Below are 18,779 nucleotides of genomic sequence, written 5' to 3'. Positions count from 1 at the left end.
TCCGCCTCCGAACTGCTCGCATTCTTGTTCCGCCGATCCACCAGCCAGCGAATGATGCCGCCGATAAAGATCGGTGTCGATGTCGAAATCGGCAGATACAGCCCCACCGCAAACGGCAGCGACGACACCCCGACCAACTCCATGATCAACGCCAAAGAGATTCCGATCAGCACTAACGCCCACGGCAACTTGTGCGTCAGGATACCGTCGATAATCAGGCTGAACAACCGCGCCTTGGGCGCATCATACTTCGTAATCGGCATCAGCCGGTGCGACAGCGCGCCGGTCGAATCGACCAAGTACGTCCCCGCCGCAACGCCGCCTTGATCGGCCTCCAGCGTCAGAATCTTCTGCGGTCCGTCCGCAGTCAAGAACGTCGGCATCGTGTCGGGCAACACTCCCGCCTGGTAACTGCGATACTGAGCATCCGTCAAGCGCACCGCACGATGCAAGTCGGTGCCGCACACGCCCGGATCGATCAGATACACGATCTTCCCGGCGTCATTGACCAGATAGCGCCCGGTCGGCACACCGTCGGTCAATTCCGGAAGCGAAATCTGGCGGTACATCCTGCCGTCGTACTCCACCTGCTTGGCGTCAGCCGGCACCTGTGCCGTGAAATTCGGATAATTGCGCGCCGAATAGGTCGTCATCGCCTGATTCAGCGACAGCAGCGTCCAGCCGATTACCATCGCGCTCGTCGCAACGCCGACAATGATGCCAATCTGCTGCCGTGATGGTGTCGCACCGACCAGGAAGCCCGTCTTCAAATCCTGCGAGATCGTGCCGCCGTTCGAGGCCGCCACACAGACCAGCGCCGCCGTCGTCAAGGCCATCACCCGGAAATCAACCCCCGTCCAGTTCACCAGCAAGAACAGCAGACAGGTAATCAGCAGCGTCGCCACCGTCATCCCTGAAATCGGGTTAGACGACGAACCGATCTCGCCCGTGATCCGACTCGATACCGTCACGAAGAAGAACCCGAACAGCACGATCAGCGCCGACGAGACGAAGTTGATGTTCAGAATCGGCGCCAGCCAGATCGCCAGCACGAGAATCACGCAGCCGCCAAGAACATACGGCATCGGAATATCGCGCTCAGTGCGCAAGATCACCGGCTGCCCGCCCCGTTGCGATGCTGCCAGCGACCCTAGGCCGCGCTTGAACGCACCCACGATCGAGGGAATTGACCGAATCAGACTGATAATCCCGCCCGTTGCTACCGCGCCCGCCCCGATGTAAAGCACATAGGCATTGCGGATCGCGCCCGGACTCATGTCCTTGATCAACGCCGAGGACTCAGGAAATACCGCGCCGGTCAGTCCCTCGCCAAATGCCTTGATCAGCGGGATGATCACGATAAACGCCAGCGCGCCGCCCGCCATCATATTACATGCGGTCTTGACACCAATGATATATCCCACCCCCAGCATCGTCGGCGCCACCTCCGCCGAAATCGATGCGCCTTTGAAAAAGCCGAGCGTCCAGTCGGAGGTCTCTTTCCACCACCGCACAATCAGATTGAGAAAGCCGAACACGAATCCAACACCACCCCCGAGAAATACGGTCTTGGCCGAAGTCCCGCCCTTGTCGCCGGCAATCAACACCTCCGCGCACGCCGTCCCTTCCGGGTAGGTGATCTTGCCGTGCTCCTGCACGATCAGCCCGTGCCGCAGCGGAATCATCATCAACACGCCCAGCGTCCCGCCCAACAGCGCCACCAACAAGATCCGCATCAGCTCCAAATCCTGCCCCATCAAGAGCAGCGAGGGCAACGTAAACGCCACCCCGGCCGCGATCGACTCGCCCGCCGACCCTACCGTTTGCACCATGTTGTTTTCGAGAATCGTCGCCTTGCCGAACGCCCGGAAGATCGTCACCGACAACACCGCAATCGGAATCGATGCTGACACCGTCAACCCGACCTTCAAACCCAGATACACCGAGGACGCGGCGAATGCAATTCCCAGCACCGATCCCAGGATCAGCCCGCGAATTGTCATCTCCCTGATCGATTGCTCCGGGGCAATGTACGGCGTGTACGTTGGTGAATCCTTCATCTGGTCGACTCCTCTACAATGGCTAAAGTGCGTCGGCAATCCATTCTGGATTTGGGGTGTAGAAAGGTAGTATACACTTTTTGCCGGAGCAATGTTTTTTCCGCTTCCGCTCTGCCGATGTTTTGCCGGCAAGCCGAATCTGATTGCTCAATCCCGCATCGCTGCTTAGCTTGTCTGCTGTTGGGATTTCACCCCGGCGCCATCCTTTTGGGCAGGATACTACATGACCAGAATCTTCAGGTTGACCGCACTACTCGCCGTACTCACGATCATCTCTGCGCAAGCACCGGCGGCGGACTCACTCTGGATCGAAATCGATTCCGGTCTGCAGTACGCACAGTTCCCGGTCTCACCGCCATCAACAACAGGGGAGTCCCGCATCGACATCATCCGCATCGACCCGCACCTTTATTCCCTCGAAATCCTGATGATCTCGGAAACCGGAGCCTACAGCCTCACCGCCGAGGAATGGTGCCGCCAATACGAGCTCGTGGCCGCCATCAACGCCGGCATGTTCCAGCAGGACTTTCGGACCCACGTCGGCTACCTCCGCCATCATGATCATGTTAATAGCTCCAGGCGTGTCTCGAAGTATCTTTCCGCTGCCGCCGCCGATCCAATCGACTCGACCCTGCCGCCTTTTCGGATCTTTGATCTCGATGTGATCTCGCTCGACTCGGTCAAGGCGATGTACCGAACGGTGATTCAGAACCTACGGCTGATCAAACACCCGGGACGCAATACCTGGTCGCAGCAGGATGACCTCTGGAGCGAAGCCGCCCTGGGCGAAGACAAGGACGGCAATATCCTGTTCATCTTCTCGCGCTCACCCTACTCGATGTACGATCTCAACCACATCCTCCTCAGTCTACCCATCAATTTGGTCGCGGCACAACACCTCGAGGGCGGTCCCGAAGCTTCGCTGTTCTTGTCCCATAACGATCACGTGATCCGACGGGTCGGGAGTTTTGAGACCAAGTTTCTCCCATCCGACTCCAACGACCACTTCTGGCCGCTGCCAAACGTGGTCGGAATCAAGAAACTCACTCCGCAATAGCCCGCCTGATCCTTCATTCCAGTTGTGAATTCTCGGCGAACAGCTCCATCGCATGTTCTGCGGGTATTACTTTCTTGGGAAGTACTAGATTAGAAGTTTTTCGTAACTCACTGTGTGGCAATCCATTACAAGACGTCATGGGTTGGGGGTAGGTGCGGTGGCTTTGCAGAATTCCAATGATCGAGATTAGTCGGTCGAAGTGGCTCCTTGCAGATTCTTCGACATCGGGACGTTTTCCCGCGCTCATTCCGTGCACAATTCGGCCGGTTATTCACGAGCAACAGCTATTGCTGTTTCAACCCGAAAGACCTCCCCGCCGTCAACTCTCAAGCCGCTCTCCAAAACTTCCGACAATCTATAGAAAGCGAGTAAACTTGCTGGTTTGTCGGACGCCTTGGCGCCGAGGCAGTTCGGACGCGAGCGGTTCGGACCGGGCAAGTTCAGGCAATGCCGTTGTGGCAAAACGCCTTGGTCTCGCTGAAAGCAATGAGGCAGCGGAGCCAAACCAAGACCGCTGGTACTGGACGGGGAATTTAGGTGGTCGACCACAGACATCACGGAAAAGCCGCGCATATTCTGGTCTATTCCGATCGCGCCGATCACAACTATGCCATGAAAGTGCGCTTGCGCCAGGAGGGGTTTCGCCTGACCACCTCGCCGACGCTCGACTCCTTCATTTTGCTCTACAAACAGCAGACTCCCGACATCCTCATCATCCGTTCCTTCGCCTTGCCGCGCGATGTCGTCAAAATCCTCAAGCGCCTCTCCAGCCAGGGTATCAATTTCGGCCATTCGCCGACCTTCTTGCTCGTGCGCGGTTGCGTCGCCCATTTCCTCATCCCGCTCTTGGAAATCGGCCTGCAGGATATCGTCGATGTCGACGAAGGCATCGACGCGCTCGTCCCGAAGCTCAAGGAAGTGCGCAGTCGCCTGATTTTGAATGCACCCCTCGACAGCGAAGTCCCGCGCCCCCAGTCCGGCTCCCGGGGCAATCTCTCCGATATGAGCATCATCGATCTGATCCAGGCTCTCGGCCCCAGCCAGCGTACCGCGCGCATCACCGTCCGACCCGACGCCGGCAACGGCGCGCTCATCATCTACCTCAACCGCGGCAATATCGCCTTCGCGCAGTACGGCGAATTGCTCGCCGAACAGGCCATCTACAAGGCGCTCGCGTGGGAACGCGGCACCTGGCTGTTGGAGCCCGTTACCGAAAGCGACCTGCCGCCCGCCAACAACTCACTGCCCAACGAATTCATCCTAATGGAAGGCTGCCGCCTGATCGACGAAAGCTCCCGCGAAGCCCAGGCCGCCGATTCGTCGTCGCCCCAATAACAGCGGGCGAAACCGTGTGCGCGATTCCGCCCCTGTGGCTCTCAAAGGTCCCGCGCATATCCCAACCGCAACATCACCACATCCAGCTTCGGGAACAAATCGAAGGTGAGTTGTGAACCGTATTCCGGCGGCGGACTGCTGTCCCCGCGCTGCAAATAGTACTCCGTCGTAATATTCACGTAGGAACGCTCACTGACCGGCACACTCCAGGTGATCCCGCTGGTGATCGCATAAAACTGCGACAAGCGGCCGTCAGCCGAAGCGTATTCCGGCAATGGCCGCCCGTCGACGAGGAAAGGCGCGTAGAAATCCGCCTGCGCTTGCCGATACCACCGGAGTCGCGGCTGCAGCGCCCCGCGCTTCCCGATGCCGAGCCGGGTGGCCAAATCAATCGAGTACGATTCGATCCCCCAATCATCCCAGAAGTAACGACTCGCTATGCTCGTCGCGCAGCCGGCAATCTGCCGCCGCAGCTCGACGTAGACGGCATATTTGCTCCGCGTGTCCGGCCGCCGTTCGTAAAGGTCCCGTGTCGGCTCGCCCGCATCGGCTGAATCCGGCGGCTGGACCACGCTGATAATCTTGTATGGATCGGTTTGATATCCCGACGCGTGGCTTCGCGAGAAATTCATCCGCACCACCGTCATCCGATCCAGCACCTGCGTCAGGCTGAAGACTAGATCGGTGACCCGCTTCGATTTTCCCGCAAATCGCGCCAGCCGGTCGTCGCGGTCCTCGTCCAGTTCCTCGCCGAATACCGAGAAGGGCTCGTAGAAGCCGCCGACCGGAGTTATAACATCGCGCGTGTAGGCCGCGGCCAGCCCCAGCGTCGTATTATTGCGGTTGAACTCCCGTGTCAGACCGCCGTTGACGCCGATCGACTTGTAGTCGCGCTCGCTGGAGGCGGCTGCGCCTACTGATCCCGTAGTCTTCCGGCCGAGTGGCCGCGCCAAGGATGCCTCGGCGGCAAAACGCGTATCCTTGAAATACTCGTCCACCGGAAACTCGCCCGCCGGCACGGTGATCGTCTTTCCGCCCGACGCGCGCGTCAACGTCTGTGGATACTTGGAAGGCGACCGCCCCGTCGGCGTCGCGCCGGTCAGGCCGTCAAAGGTCAGCCGCAGACTCAACGTGTAGTCCGACTTTATCGGCTTCGTCAGGCTGAAGTTGCCTTCCGTCGCCCGCACGCGATCCCGCTCCGAGTAGATCAACAGCGATGTCTCGGAGTGCCCGCCGGCGGCATGGGCCGCCGTCGAGCCGACCAGCGTTGCGGTCATCGCCGCCAGCGTCTTCCGAATCGACGCTCGCTTCAATTGCACCCGCAACCGCCGCCGCCGAAGCCGCGGCCTCCGCTGGCAGCCTCTTTACTGAAGTAAATGTGGTCGTCTATCGTCAAATCATGCGCCCGGTGGTCGAACTGCATCTCCGGCTTCGCCAGCACCTCCCGCTCCCACACTTCAACCCCGGCGTGACTGCAACCCGCCATCAGCGTTGCTGCCAGCACTGCCAGCACAATTCCGATGTCGTTTTTCCGCTTCATTTGCATCTCCCGGCGATCCTCTCAAAACCGGTAAGCAACACCCAGCATGAAGCGCGAATTCAAATCCGGCTGGTTGATCGCCGCATCCGCGTCACGATAGGTGAAATCTTCCTTGGCGTGCAGATCATCACCGTTGGGCCGGTAGTACGTGTCATGCCCAGACATCGTGGCCCGGAAGTAATAGTCCAGGCCGGCGGTGAGCAACAAGTCGACCTTCGGGCTGACGGCGAACGCTGTTTCCAGCCCGCCACCGGCGCCCCACTGGTTGCAAATCACATCGAAGGTCTCGTTCCCGCCAATGTACTCAAAATAGGCCGTATAGTTGTTGCGCCGCAGGCCGCCAAACAGCCGCGAGCGCTCCAATCCGAGTAACTTCACCGGGTACAGTAAATCCACCCGCGCATCCCACATCTTGCCGCGCGAGCGCGGGCTGCCGTTGGTCGCCTGATCGATGAAAACGCGGCGCGCGCGCAAGGCGTCGCCGGTCGGCACCCAGGCATAACCCAGCCCGAGGCGAACCTCAAGCGGCAAACCCTGCGCAAAATTGGAGATCGTACCGCAGGCGTGGATCCCCACGCCGCCGTAATAACCGGCGTAAACTTCTCCCGTGAAAAACCGGTTGGAAACGGAGCCGGAAACCGCGGGCGGCGGCGCCACCTGTGCCTGGACAGCGCCTCCCCACAGCACCAGCACCGTCATAACTGCGATTGCCCTGTTCATAACACTCTCCTTCCGACTTCGCAAAGCTCCCTTGAGCTCCGCTGCTTGGATCTGTAGGGCGTCGACTCGTTACTGCTATTCTGCTTCCAGTGTCGTCGCCGCTTTTGCGAATCTTGAGGAAAATGGATCGAACAAGCCTAACTCTGAAAACTTTCAGCGGCCTCTGTGCAGAATTCAGCCAGGGTCGTTCAGCATTCAGACGCCGTTGTTGCGGCCCACAACGCCAACGGCCGGGCTCCTTGGAGCTCCGGCCGTCATTGCTGGATGATGCTGGTTAAGGCGCTGTGGATTCTACTTCTTGGCTGCAGCCCGCTGGCTCGTGGCATGACGCGGCGGCTCGGACTCTTCCCATGGCACCGTCAGCATCTTGATGATCATCTGCTCCTTGTCGCTGAGCCCGCGGAATTGCAGACCGATCTCGAAGGTGTTCGGCTTGTCGCCCGCCGTACACCATCGGGTTTCGGCCATGATACTCAGTTCGCTGCAACCGAGCACCGCTTCCGGCAGTGCCAGACGGCAATGCAGCGCCTGCCCGAGCTTGACAGGTGCCGAACCGCTCAGCTTGCAACCGTCGACCGTCAAGTCGCGGATGACCCCCAGCGGCTGATCGCTCTGCAGGTCGATTAGGTACAGATCGGACTCCGGAAGGCGTCGCATGTTCTTGCGGCGTTCCTGCATAGGGTTCCCCTCTCTTCAAGCCTTACGGCTCGTTAGAATTTGTCCTGTAAATATGATCGGCAGATACCGCCGGCAAAATTAGATGCGCCCGACCCCGCTTTTTCCTGCTCGCCGGTCTCGAAAATCATGTCGCGCCGCTTGTTCGCCGCGCTGCGGCCTCAGCCGCCGCCCCGTGGTTCATTCTGAATCGCGGCCGCACCGCCTAATAACAGTCGTCACACGGAGCCGGACCGCCCGAGAAGATATAGCTAATCAGGTACACGACGTCGCTGATATTAGTGTAGCCGTTGCATTCAACGTCGCCTACCAACGGATCAGGAATCGGCGTCGGGCCGTTCGCAAAAATCCAGTTAATCAGATACACGCAATCCGAGATGTTGATGCGGTTGTCCGCGTTGACGTCCCCGACGAATTGACACACCTTGACCCAGGCGTTCCCGGCCAGGTAACTTAAAGGCTGGTTCAGCCCGTCACGCGCCCGGATCGACTGCACCTGTAAATCGCTCTCGCCGAAACCGATCGTGTAGAACACGATCTGCGCTAACTCGCCCCCGCCGCTGACCGTGATGCCGTCGCCCAGGATCGCCCCGTCGATGTACAACGTCGCCGAATCCGGTGCGAACGCCGTCCAGAAAAATGTCGGCTGCGACATCGAAGCCAACAATCCCCCTTCCGTCACGCTGATCGAATCCGTCCTCACCACCGCCCGGTTGAAAACGACTTCCACCGAATAGGCCTTCAGATTCGTCGAGGTCGCATCGACTTGCAAATCCACTGCGAACAACGAATCGCGAAAAATGGTGGTGGAATCCGGAACCAATTCCATGATCGGCGTCGCGCTCGCCGCGGCCGCCGTCAGCAGTAGCGTAATTAGCAGAACGATTAGCTTCGTAGTCATGCTCACTTGCCCTTCTCCTGCTAATCGCAGGGATTACACGGCGGTGGTCCACCGCCAAAAATGTAGCTGATTATGTAGACTACGTCCGAAATACTAATCACATCGTTGCAGTCGGCGTCACCAATCAACTTGATTGGGTACGGCGGCGGTCCGCCGCCGAAGATGTAGGTGATCAGATAGACGCAGTCGGAGATGTTGACGATCCCGTTGAAATCGGCATCGCCAAAGAAGTAGTCCGTCGGGCAGACAATCACCATCCCGTTCAGCGAATCCGCTGCGACAATCGGCGCGTTGGCAACATCCAGCAACTGCACCCGCCGGTAAATGACGAAGCTGACGCCGTGCGCGCGTGCAACAAAATTCATCTTCACCAGGTTGCCCGGTCCGTCGACGTTGGCTGTCGGCCCGAAAAGCGACGCCAGCAGCTCGTAAACGTACGCGGAATCCGGCGGCACGAACGACTGCACCGTATCCTTCCAAAAGAAGAATGCTCCCGACGGGCCGCTGAAAAAGCTCTCCCGTGTCGCCGACACCAACTGAATCACCGTCGTGTCAACTTCCACGTCGAGCAGAAATGATTTGAGATCGCGAACCGTATCGACGTGCACGTACAGACTGAACGTGTCGTTGAGGTTCACGATCTTTTCTTCCGGGAAGATGTAGATGTGGCCGCTGCTGTCGTTCTGGCCGAAACCGGTCGCGCACGCCGCCAGTAGGATTGTCGCTGCTATCAGAAGTCGCTTCGCGTCAATAGTCATAATCGTGCTCCGCAGACGAACGGCCGGGCTGTCACCAGCCCGGCCGTGTCGATGGTTCTACTTCATCAGTGTCATCTTGACGGTCTTGGCAAAACCGTCCGTCTCGAACCGATAGAAGTACACTCCGGACGCAGCGAGATTCCCGCTCTCATCGCGGCCGTTCCAAATCACTTCATGATATCCCGCGGTCTGCGCGCCGTCAACCAGCGTCCGCACCGCCTGGCCCATCACATTGTAAATCCGCACCGAGACCGCGCTCGCCTTCGGTAGCGAGTACGCGATCTTTGTGTCCGGATTGAATGGGTTCGGTGAGTTCTGGTAGACGACACAGGTGCCCGCCGCTGCTTCCGCCGCAATTGTCACCGGCTCCTCAGTCGGCAACACCGCCGGCAACAGCGATCGGTTCTCGTTGTCGCGGATTTCTTGCCGCCCCAGCACGACCTTGGCCGGCTGCGCCGTCCGCTGCTGGAACTGCAGCGTCGCAATCACACCCGAGCCGCGGAAACTCACGCCGTTGCCCAGCGCGGCTACCGAGACCGAAATACCGTTCTCACTATCCAGCGTCTTGAAGAACACCGGCTGACCGCCTGCGACAATATCACTGGCCGGCTGTACACTTACCAATGTCAGGTTGACTCGATCATAGGTGATCTCCGCCAACAGCGACTTGGCGTCGTTGTTGCCGTTGGCCAAAACGAGGTCAACCAGGTACCCGTCCGTGGTAGCCCGCGACTCCAACGTCATCCCCGTGTAGGGCAGCGGTGCCACACCGGTCAGATGCGGCGAAGACTTCGCCGCCATCGGCACGACATCGTCAAAGTTGATCGCGAAGATCGCCAGGTCTTCGAATTCCACCTTGTCGTCCGGCATCGGAATCCCCTTCGGGCTGTTGTTGTGTGTCGGCCCGAAGTCGGCGTGGCTGATATACCCGCCATCCCCTTCATTCAGCCCGTACGTCGACGAAAAATGCACGAGGTCGCCAAAGTACACCAGTCCATCGAACGCGCCCAGCGTTACCGCTTCATTGGCCAGATCGCCCAGCCAGTATGAAGTCGACCGCGCCTGCGCCGACGGTGCCGCCACGGAGTAATTGCCCGCGGCGTCATAGGCGAACGCCCCGAAGTAATAGATGTCACGCGTCGCATTGCTCAGACCCATAACATCCGTGTGGTTGCCCGGCGTGCTGGGCGTCGCGCCCGCGCTTAAAATCGTCGTGCCGGTCAACTGGTTGGCCGGATAGGCCGGCGCCGCGGTCGGCGTCGGCATACTGCCGTAGTTCGGATAGTCCGTCCACGGGATCCGCTGAATCTGTACGCCGATCGCATCCGGTGAACTGGAATTGATCCAGCTCAGTTGTACCTTGTTGTGACCCGGCTGCGCCACCAGGTTGATTGGCGGCGTCGGTGCCGTCACGTCCTTGGTGAAGCACCAGGTATAGCTGCACGAATCGGCATTAGCGCGGCCGAAATCGTCGGTCACTTTGAAGCGAATACAGTGGCTCGCCTCCGTCAAGGCTGCAAATTCCGCGCCCGACAATGACCAGGTCGGATTATTGTAAATCGTGCCGCTCAGTCCGGTGGCAATCGGCAGCCAGCCGCCCGGCGTGCAACCGTCCACCTGATAGTAAAGCGCGTTCAAATCGCAGTCGTCGGTGGCCGTCAGACTCAGCACCGGCGCGATATTATAGAATCCGCCCGCAGCCGGCGAGTTGACCACCACGTCCGGATCAGCGCAGTTCGACTGGAAGTCGATCGCGGTGGCCGGCGGCACGATGATCTGCGAGTTCGTGCTGTCGCGCAGATCGCGATAGATCATCATGATGTCGCCCGCCAGGCACGAGACGCTACCGTTCATCGCCACCGTAAACAGCGGCGCCGGGCCGTCTTCCACACCTGTGAGCACACCCAGATTCACCTTCAGCGTGTCCCGCGTGTTCAGTATGTTCGTCGATTGCGTGTACGCGACAAAGTAATTGCCGCTCGCCCCGGTCACGTTCGTTACCGTCAGCTCAGCCGGATACTCCAGCCAGATGTTGGCGGCATCCAACGCCGTCACGGCACTGCCGATACCGACGTCAAACGTGAAATCGCCCGAGCAATCGTACACGATGCTGTTCGGCGTCATGTCCAGACCGCAGTCGGCTACCGGATTGGCATCGGTGTTGCCACCGCCGCCGCCGATCGCATACGGCCCGACTCCCGACCAGTCATGCCAGCAATTCTGATTGTAGGTGTTGCCGGCCAAATCGTCCGTGGCATTTGTCGTGTTCTGGAAGATGTTGAACTGCACATCGACGGTGCCGCCGTAGCTCTCGAATCCCACATTGTTGTACAGGAATTCGCTGTTTGTGAAGACCGCCGTAACCGGCGATGGATTGGCATACACTCCGGCACCCCATTCGAAGTTCGTCAGGCGGTTGTTGTCCGCCGAGAACTGCAGGTTCCCCGCCGTGTACGAATACGCCACGATTCCCTGCGATGACGTGCCGTTCCCGCCGTCCATGATATTGTCGTCAGCCGTGACTACCAGCGCATTCGGCGCCAGTGCCTGCCGCTCCAAATCGCTCTTGATCCCTGCGATCAGCTCAGCGTCGTACGGCTGGGCCTGGCGCTGCTTCCCTTTCGCCGCGACTTGCGACAAGACATAGAGGCCGTAATACTCCTGCATCCCGGTACCCGCCGGTGTCGCCGTAAATGCATTGCCTGAAAAACTGCCGGCGGCGTCGATCATGTACGCGCCGAACTGGCATTCGTTCAGGTTGTTGCCGTCGATCGTCAGCGTCTCCGGCCCATAGATCAAGAATCCGGTCGCAGCCCAGGTCGCCGGCACGTAGGAAATGTAGTTGATCGTATTCCCGATCGCCGAGCCGCCTGCCACCGTGCTGAACTGGATACCGTTCTGCGCCGGCCAGCCCAATTGCATCGGACCGCCGCCTGTGACCGTACAGCCGTTCGCCGTGGCCGTCAGGTCGGCGCCGATGAACACGATGCCGCCCTTCTGGAAACCGCTCACGATACAATCGGTCAGATCCAGCGTCCGATCGACCGCATCCAGGATCAGCGCGTAGATGCCGATGCCGTGCTGGCCGCCGTCCAACGGCGTGTTGCGGCAATCCTTGACCTCGACATCGGTCATGCTGCCGCCGGCGTTGAAGTACGCCGCGCCGACAAACCGATAATTGCTGTTGCCCAGTCCCAGGCCGTCGATGGTCAGGTCGGAAATGTCAACACCGGTCGAGCTCTCCACAGATACCACCGCGAAGTTGTTGTTCGAGCCGCTGTTGAATGAATGCGCCATCGACGCCGTCGCCTGGATCGTGCTCACGCCGATCCCCGCGCCGATCAGATCGAGATCAGTGAAACCGGAAATCACGACCTGCCCCGGGTAGGTCCCCGGCGCCAGATTGATCGTGCTCCCCGATACCAGATTGACAGCTTCCTGAACCCGATTCACCGAACCGGTTTGCGGCGAGTCGTCGTCAACCCACAGCAGCGAGAAATCGCCGGCAAAACCCGGCGTCGTCGCCGTGCCGCCACCCAGCCACGGCGTATAATCAGCCACCGCGTAAATTGGTGTCGCCACCGCCGTCGGGTCGGTGACTCCCCACCAGTTCCCGGAGAAATTCAAATTGAACGTCCCCGCGCCCATGGTGCCCGTCGCGGCATACACACTGGAATTCGAATTATTTCGAATTTCGTTGTCGAAAACCGTCAAGGCGTTTGTGAAGCCCGCCTCCGCCACGACATAGAACGCATCCGTGTTGTTCGTGATCGAGTTATTCTGCATCAACACAGTAACGTTGCCGGAAGTATAACCCCAGATCTCGGTCGTGATATACACACCGGTGCTGTTGGTCTTGTTCTGACCGTCAACCGTGTTGTTCAGAAACTGCGGAGTTACCGCCGCATACGATCCCGCCGCCGTCAAACCCACATCCACATTAGTGATTGTGTTGTTCTGCACCACCGGCAAGATGTACGGCACGAACGTGAAGATGCCGTAGCCGTAGAGTGCGCTATTCGAGATCTGATTGCCGTCGATCAGATCGGCCACACCGCCACCGTCGCCGGCGTTGTCGGTGTGAACACCACTGCCGCACCCCGTCACAATGTTGTTGAGGAACTGGCAGCCTCGCGAATGATTCGACGAGATCGCGTCGTTGCAGTTCGATACGGTATTGTAAGCGAACGTCCCCGCGCCGCCATAGTTAAACATGCCGATCGAGGCGTACTCGGCGTTGACATTGTCCACCGTGTTGTGATGGAAATTGAACGTCCCGCCCGATGAGGCGTAAATTCCGCGCAGGTAGATGTTCTTCACCGTGCAATCGTGAATCAGCAGCCCGTTATAGACGCCGCTGGGATGATCGGTGATAATCCCGTTCCGCGCATCCAGATCGGCGCCGCCGACTACGATTCCGCTGGTCAAGGCTGGATTGTCGCCGTCCAGCGTCATACCCGATAGCTCGACATCATTCGCCGCGATCAGCATCATGTGGCTCGCCCCCGGTGGCATCGAACCGCCTCCCACCGGATTCGGCGCCGATAGCGCCGGATACACTGTCACCACCGCCTGACCGGCGCCGCTGACGTGTACTGAGTTGCCGACGACGATGTTCTCGACATAACCGCCGGCAAGTACATTAACCACACCGCCGGCCACGCTGCCGTCGACACCTTGTTGGATATTGTCGAAGGCATCCTCACCGTAAATGTGCCCGCCGACAATATCGCCATTGTCCGAACCGGCCCAGTCGTCATCCACCCAGACCGGGCTGGCTCCCACCAAATCGAGGTCCGGCGTGTCGAGGTAACTTGCGTCAGTCTCCGTGCCGCCCGTGATACCCGCTGTCGAGTAGGTATATCCTCGCGAACTTGTTGCCGGGCTCACCAGTGTGGCGCCCTGGTACACCCGCACTTGGCGCGTCAACCGGAACTTGTCTCCGATTACTGTCGTGAGGTCGTCATTGTTCAACGCCAGGTTGTACTCGCCCGAGCCGATCACCATGGTGTAACCACCGAGACCATCCGCCTCAAAGTAGATCAACCAGTTGTTGATCGTTGCGGTCGAGTTGTGCGTGTAAGGATTAATCAGCACCCAGTAGGGCGCTTGATCCCAGTACGAGTAATATCCCGTTCCATCGTCATAGAAGTAATTGTTGTCGACATACACGATATCACCCGCCTGCAGACCGGTAACTACGGTCTGGATGTAGATACATCCGCCGCGGTCGGTCGCATAGGTCGAGCCGTTGTCAAACGATATAAGACAGGCATCCAAGCCTCTATATTCGGTATCTGATGTGTAGCCCCCGGCCCCGATCAATGCCGCCTCGGCTTTAAATGCCGCTACTGCCCCGGCATCGACCTTGGCATACGGTGCCCCGCCAAACTCACCATGATAGATAGCGGTGGCTGCCGCCGTCGCCGGGCGAAACTGCTTCGTTGGCATTGCCGGTATGTTTGCCGGAATCCCCGGTCCGTCATCGGCCACACCAGCCGCGCCCGCCTGCAACTTCATTGTTGCAGTGGGAATTGCCGCCTTCCCGGAAAGCTGACCCGCCGGCTCCGTCTGGTTCACTGGCGGCTTCACCGGCGCCGCTGCCATGACTACCGTCAATGACAAAATCAGGACGACAGCCACCAACAACGATTTCACGATAGAGCTTTGTAACATTGGTTAACCCTCCCTGAATAATGCGCACTTGCCCGATTTTTCGCCGATCATCCGGAAATTGCTCACCGGAGTTGACTGCCTCAGGCAACCGCTTGGTCTTCGGTCAACAGATCACGGCACCCTCGTGCCGTGAATTGCCGCGCGCGAAGTCGAGATCTCAACAATGACTCCGCCCGCCCTTCTCCTTGTTCTCGATCACCTCCCGTCTGGATTCTGCAAATGCCTCATCCGGCTCGCGACCTGAACTTCACAGTTTGTTCAAATGTCAGCGTCTGACGACCTAAAGTTTCTTCGGAAGCTGGGGATTCACGAAAGGATTCGCCCCGGTACCTTCGCTGCAATGCCTGACCTTCCGCTATTTGAATATCTGTAGACAGAGGAACATCGCTAAAATGATCGATTACGTCAACCCTTGAAACTGCGAGTAAATTGCGAATATAATGCGTACAGCAACGTCGCAGTCGGCTGAGTTACACTATCTACCTGTTTACCAATAACTTGCCCGCCTTTCCTGCCCGGTGGCCCCCATACGACTAGAAGCCCCAAATACGTATCGACGACCCTTGTCGGCTCAACGACTCGCCCCGTGCTTGCTAATTCCTTTGCTGAGTTCAAATGGAAAAGCCACCCAACTTCATCGGGTCGTCTACTGCGACCAGCTCTCGCTGCACGTAACCCTCCGCGTAACCGACGCGAATCCGCATCCCCAGCGCCCGATCGCGCACTCGCACGAGTTCGAATACATCCGTGCCGGGCGAAAACACCTTGTTCTCCTTGTCGTTCTCCGCAAACTGCGACTTGTAGCACCGAATCGACTCCAGCTTCCGCTCCAACTGCTGCGTCGTGTCCACCGCGAAGGTCGGTTCGGCCAGGCCGTAGTAAATCGAATAAAGGATCTTGCGCGGACGATGCGGCTGCCCCTCCAACTTTGCTTTCTTGAGTCCGGCATAGAAACACGCATCGAACCCCAGTTCGGAGGCCACTCGATGATCCGGATGTCGCTGCAGCCAGTGCGGAAGAATCACCAATTGCGGTCGCAGGTCGCGGATTTTCTGCGCCAGCCGTGCCCGAAAGTCCAGCGCGGGCTGCAGGTACGCATCCGGCAACTCCAAATTTTCACGCACGGCGACTCCCAGCACCTTCGCAGCCGCTGTCGCTTCCGCCGTCCGCACCGCCGCATCGCCCTGTGATCCCATCTCGCCCGCCGTCAAATCCAGCATCGCCACCGAATGCCCCAAATCAACCAGCTTCGCGATCAAGCCACCCGAGGTGATCTCCAGATCATCCCGGTGGGCGGCAATTGCCAGGCAGTCAACCGTTGCGCTCATTCCCTGTTCCCGCTATCACTCGTAGGTAGTAATCTTCGTATTTCGGCACCATCAACTCCGACGAAAACCGCCCGATCGCCGTTGTGCGCGCCGCCTGCTTCATCTTGCGCAGCCGGGCCTCATCGGTCAACAATGCAGTTGTCGCCTCGACCAGACGATGCACATTGCCGACCGGTGTCAGATAGCCGTCCCGACCGTCGGTCACCAGTTCCGGCAAGCCGCCGGTGTCGCTGGCAATCACCGGCACGCCGCACGACATCGCTTCCAGCGCCGCCAAACCGAACGACTCGGTCTGCGACGGCAGCAAGAACACATCCGCCACCGGCAGAATCGTCGCGATCGAATCCTGATTCCCCAGCAGCATCACATCTTCGGTCAGGCCGTACTGCGAAATCAAGTGCTCCGCCAGGCTCATCTCCGGACCATCCCCGACCAGGATCAGTTTGCACTTCACCTGCGCCCGCGTCAGCCGAAACGTCTCAATCACGTCGGGAATCCGCTTGACCGGACGAAAATTCGAGGCGTGCATGATGATCTTCTCGTCATCGGCCGCGAACGTCCGCCGCGAACAATGACGAATCTCCGGCTTGAACAACTCCGTGTCGACAAAATTCGGTATGACTTCAATGTGATTGTCGAGTCCGAACATCTCCAGCGTCTGCGTCCGAATCGCCTGCGAGACCGCCGTAATGCCGTCTGATACTTGCACCGAGAATTTGGTGATCTCGAAAAACGAACGCTCGCTCCCCACCAACGTCACATCGGTGCCGTGCAGCGTCGTCACCACCTTGATCTTGCAGTCCCCCGCAATCTGCTTGGCCAGGAACGCCGCGGTTGCATGCGGGATGGCATAATGAACGTGCAACAAATCGAGCTTCCAGCGGCACACCACGTCCGCCATCTTCGCCGCCAACGAAAGTGTGTAGGGCGGGTACTTGAACAGCGGATAGCTCGAAACATCAACCTGGTGGAAATAGACGTTCTCGCGGAACTGATCCAGCCGGAACGGCAACTGGTACGAAATGAAATGTACCTGGTGCCCCTTCGCCGCCAGCGACATCCCCAGTTCGGTTGCGACAATACCCGAACCACCCACCACTGGATAACACGTAATGCCGATCTTCACGTCTGCTCCCTACTCCAGATAGATGAGGTGGTGCACCTTGCTGTTGCAGTCCACCGCCTGCAGCAGTCGGTCAATGATGCCATGCCCGTATTTCGCCATGTAGTAGATCAACGGGAAACTCCGCTCCTGCAACTTGCCGTTGGGGTAGAGGTTGAATCCCACGCGCTCGATCTGCGCCCGCAGCGTCTGGTTCTTCTTGCGGTGCGCCTGAAAGACTTTCTCCTCAAGATTCTTGATCTCCAGGTCCAGCTTGCCGGCAATGCGATTGGCGTTGGTGATCAGCCCATGATCCGACTGGTCTAGCCGCGCCGCAATTTCGTCCATCCGGCGGCGCACCTCCTCGCGCAACGACGCAAAACCCTGCTCAAAGTCCCCCGGGAAAGTCCGCAGCAGAATCTCGTTGACCAGTTGATTAACATCCCCGAAGGTCTGCTCCACACCGATCTCCAACTTCTCCAGCAGTCGCGCGATCGCCGGCTCGATGATCGTCGCCGAAAAGCGGGGATAGATAATTGGCGGCTCCTCGCCGTACAGCTCAAACAAGTCGCGAATCTGGCTGAAGTACGCCGCTTCCGCCGGACCGGCAAAATATACCAGGGTCGGAAAGATGTGGCTCTGCACGATCGCGCGTAAAAAGACGTTCGGCGAAAACAACGCCGGCGCCCGCTCCAGCACCCCCGCCAGTTCGGCACGATTGTATGCCTTGCCGTCGATCGCAAATCCATCCGGCGCCAGATCGATGCGCGTTCGTTTGCCGTTATAATAGAACAGATTCGAGTAGCCGCCGGGGCGCGCCACCTGCAAATGATAACCCTGCGCCTCCAACCGGCGATTTCGTCCCTCGATGAGTTGCGCCGCCTGCTCGCCCAATTCCAACTCGCGGCGGAACACCGGCAATGCCATCTCGCGAAATTCCGGATCACTCGGATCGACAAAGATCAGGCCGCTGTCGTGAAAAACTTGGCTCATGAGCCGGCCGAACGCGGTCACGATCGATGTGCCCGGCTGATAGCACCGGCGCAGCAGGGTCATCAACTCCGCTCGGAATTCCGCCTGCGGCAGCGCCTGCTCCAGTTCATCCAGCAGCGTGTTGATTCCGGCATCCAGATCCACCGCGCCCATCGGCTGCCCGGACACATCACCCAACGACCGGTAGATCAGCTCGCGTAACGTATTCTCTGGTGTCGGAATCTGCAGCCGCGCGACTTCATCAAAATCGGCATCATCAGCCGCCATCCAGAAAATCGGCACCACCCGGCCCTCCAGCTTGCGGCAATTACTCGCCGCCAGCTTGACCGCCAACGCCGCCTTGTAAAACACGAACAGCGGCCCGCCGCACAGCGTCACTTGCTGGCCGGTGAAAACTGCCGAAGTGCTTTGATCCAACAGCCGGTGGATATTCTCGATCGTCCGCGGTCCGGCGCCATACGCCTGGTTCTGCCGTAACAAGACCGCGACGATCCGTTCGCGCTGGTAGGAACGCCGGCTGACGCGCTCCTGCACCTGCCGGAGCGCGTCGTCGGAATTAAAATCGTAGTGGAAGTATTCCGCGGTCTTGCCCGCCAGGTAGTCCAGAAACAACTTCCGACTACCCGGCATTTGC

General features: G+C 59.0%; 13 protein-coding genes. 2 read left to right on the top strand and 11 right to left on the bottom strand.

All coding sequences use genetic code 11. The features are described from left to right. Nucleotides 1–692: OPT/YSL family transporter (locus IT585_11670; protein ID MCC6963901.1), on the bottom strand; the 692-nt coding region annotated here is incomplete at its 3' end. A gap of 1,591 nt (nt 693–2,283) precedes the next feature. On the opposite strand from IT585_11670, the gene IT585_11665 reads away from it, so the two are divergent. Further along, nucleotides 2,284–3,117: a phosphodiester glycosidase family protein gene (locus IT585_11665; protein MCC6963900.1), complete on the top strand. Its 834-nt coding sequence runs from the start codon at nt 2,284–2,286 to the stop codon at nt 3,115–3,117. A 537-nt stretch (nt 3,118–3,654) separates the two neighbouring features. Further along, a complete protein-coding gene (locus IT585_11660) occupies nt 3,655–4,452 on the top strand; it encodes a DUF4388 domain-containing protein (protein MCC6963899.1) in 798 nt (265 codons plus the stop codon). A gap of 41 nt (nt 4,453–4,493) precedes the next feature. On the opposite strand, the gene IT585_11655 is transcribed toward IT585_11660, so the two are convergent. The 10 genes from IT585_11655 to bshC form a co-directional block, all read right to left on the bottom strand. After that, nucleotides 4,494–5,771, bottom strand: a complete 1,278-nt coding sequence (locus IT585_11655) for a DUF3570 domain-containing protein (protein MCC6963898.1) — start codon at nt 5,769–5,771, stop codon at nt 4,494–4,496. Next, complete coding sequence (locus IT585_11650) at nt 5,762–5,992, bottom strand: DUF4266 domain-containing protein (GenBank protein ID MCC6963897.1); 231 nt, start codon at nt 5,990–5,992, stop codon at nt 5,762–5,764. Before IT585_11650 ends, IT585_11655 begins: the two co-directional genes overlap by 10 nt. Nucleotides 5,993–6,013: 21 nt before the next feature. After that, on the bottom strand, nt 6,014–6,712 hold the full coding sequence (locus tag IT585_11645) for a hypothetical protein (GenBank protein ID MCC6963896.1): 699 nt from the start codon (nt 6,710–6,712) through the stop codon (nt 6,014–6,016). A 291-nt stretch (nt 6,713–7,003) separates the two neighbouring features. Next, nucleotides 7,004–7,390, bottom strand: coding sequence for a PilZ domain-containing protein (locus IT585_11640; GenBank protein MCC6963895.1), 387 nt, complete (start codon nt 7,388–7,390; stop codon nt 7,004–7,006). Nucleotides 7,391–7,592: 202 nt separating this feature from the next. Next, a complete protein-coding gene (locus IT585_11635; protein MCC6963894.1) occupies nt 7,593–8,288 on the bottom strand; it encodes a hypothetical protein in 696 nt (231 codons plus the stop codon). A 20-nt stretch (nt 8,289–8,308) separates the two neighbouring features. Further along, nucleotides 8,309–9,046, bottom strand: coding sequence for a hypothetical protein (locus IT585_11630; GenBank protein MCC6963893.1), 738 nt, complete (start codon nt 9,044–9,046; stop codon nt 8,309–8,311). Between the two features lie 57 nt (nt 9,047–9,103). Continuing rightward, entirely contained in the window at nt 9,104–14,722 is a 5,619-nt protein-coding gene (locus tag IT585_11625) for a T9SS type A sorting domain-containing protein (protein MCC6963892.1), read from the bottom strand. A 611-nt stretch (nt 14,723–15,333) separates the two neighbouring features. Further along, the gene (bshB1, locus tag IT585_11620; GenBank protein MCC6963891.1) at nt 15,334–16,050 is read right to left on the bottom strand and encodes a bacillithiol biosynthesis deacetylase BshB1; all 717 of its coding nucleotides are present in this window, start codon (nt 16,048–16,050) and stop codon (nt 15,334–15,336) included. Further along, nucleotides 16,034–17,176: an N-acetyl-alpha-D-glucosaminyl L-malate synthase BshA gene (gene bshA / locus IT585_11615; protein ID MCC6963890.1), complete on the bottom strand. Its 1,143-nt coding sequence runs from the start codon at nt 17,174–17,176 to the stop codon at nt 16,034–16,036. The genes bshB1 and bshA overlap by 17 nt, the downstream gene beginning before the upstream one ends. Nucleotides 17,177–17,185: 9 nt before the next feature. Further along, nucleotides 17,186–18,775, bottom strand: coding sequence for a bacillithiol biosynthesis cysteine-adding enzyme BshC (gene bshC, locus IT585_11610; GenBank protein ID MCC6963889.1), 1,590 nt, complete (start codon nt 18,773–18,775; stop codon nt 17,186–17,188). Nucleotides 18,776–18,779 lie beyond the last annotated feature (4 nt).

This window comes from Candidatus Zixiibacteriota bacterium, assembly GCA_020853795.1.
Classification (GTDB): domain Bacteria; phylum Zixibacteria; class MSB-5A5; order CAIYYT01; family CAIYYT01; genus JADJGC01.
Note: the sequence above shows the minus strand (reverse complement) of the source record. Positions and strands in the feature narration are given on the sequence as shown.

What these genes read in the sequence shown, in the direction of transcription:
- IT585_11665 (MCC6963900.1), top strand. Translation starts at nt 2,284, where the DNA reads ATGACCAGAATCTTCAGGTTGACCGCACTACTCGCCGTACTCACGATC.
- IT585_11650 (MCC6963897.1), bottom strand. Translation starts at nt 5,992, where the DNA reads ATGAAGCGGAAAAACGACATCGGAATTGTGCTGGCAGTGCTGGCAGCA.
- IT585_11645 (MCC6963896.1), bottom strand. Translation starts at nt 6,712, where the DNA reads ATGAACAGGGCAATCGCAGTTATGACGGTGCTGGTGCTGTGGGGAGGC.
- IT585_11640 (MCC6963895.1), bottom strand. Translation starts at nt 7,390, where the DNA reads ATGCAGGAACGCCGCAAGAACATGCGACGCCTTCCGGAGTCCGATCTG.
- IT585_11635 (MCC6963894.1), bottom strand. Translation starts at nt 8,288, where the DNA reads ATGACTACGAAGCTAATCGTTCTGCTAATTACGCTACTGCTGACGGCG.
- IT585_11630 (MCC6963893.1), bottom strand. Translation starts at nt 9,046, where the DNA reads ATGACTATTGACGCGAAGCGACTTCTGATAGCAGCGACAATCCTACTG.
- IT585_11625 (MCC6963892.1), bottom strand. Translation starts at nt 14,722, where the DNA reads ATGTTACAAAGCTCTATCGTGAAATCGTTGTTGGTGGCTGTCGTCCTG.
- bshB1 (MCC6963891.1), bottom strand. Translation starts at nt 16,050, where the DNA reads ATGAGCGCAACGGTTGACTGCCTGGCAATTGCCGCCCACCGGGATGAT.
- bshC (MCC6963889.1), bottom strand. Translation starts at nt 18,775, where the DNA reads ATGCCGGGTAGTCGGAAGTTGTTTCTGGACTACCTGGCGGGCAAGACC.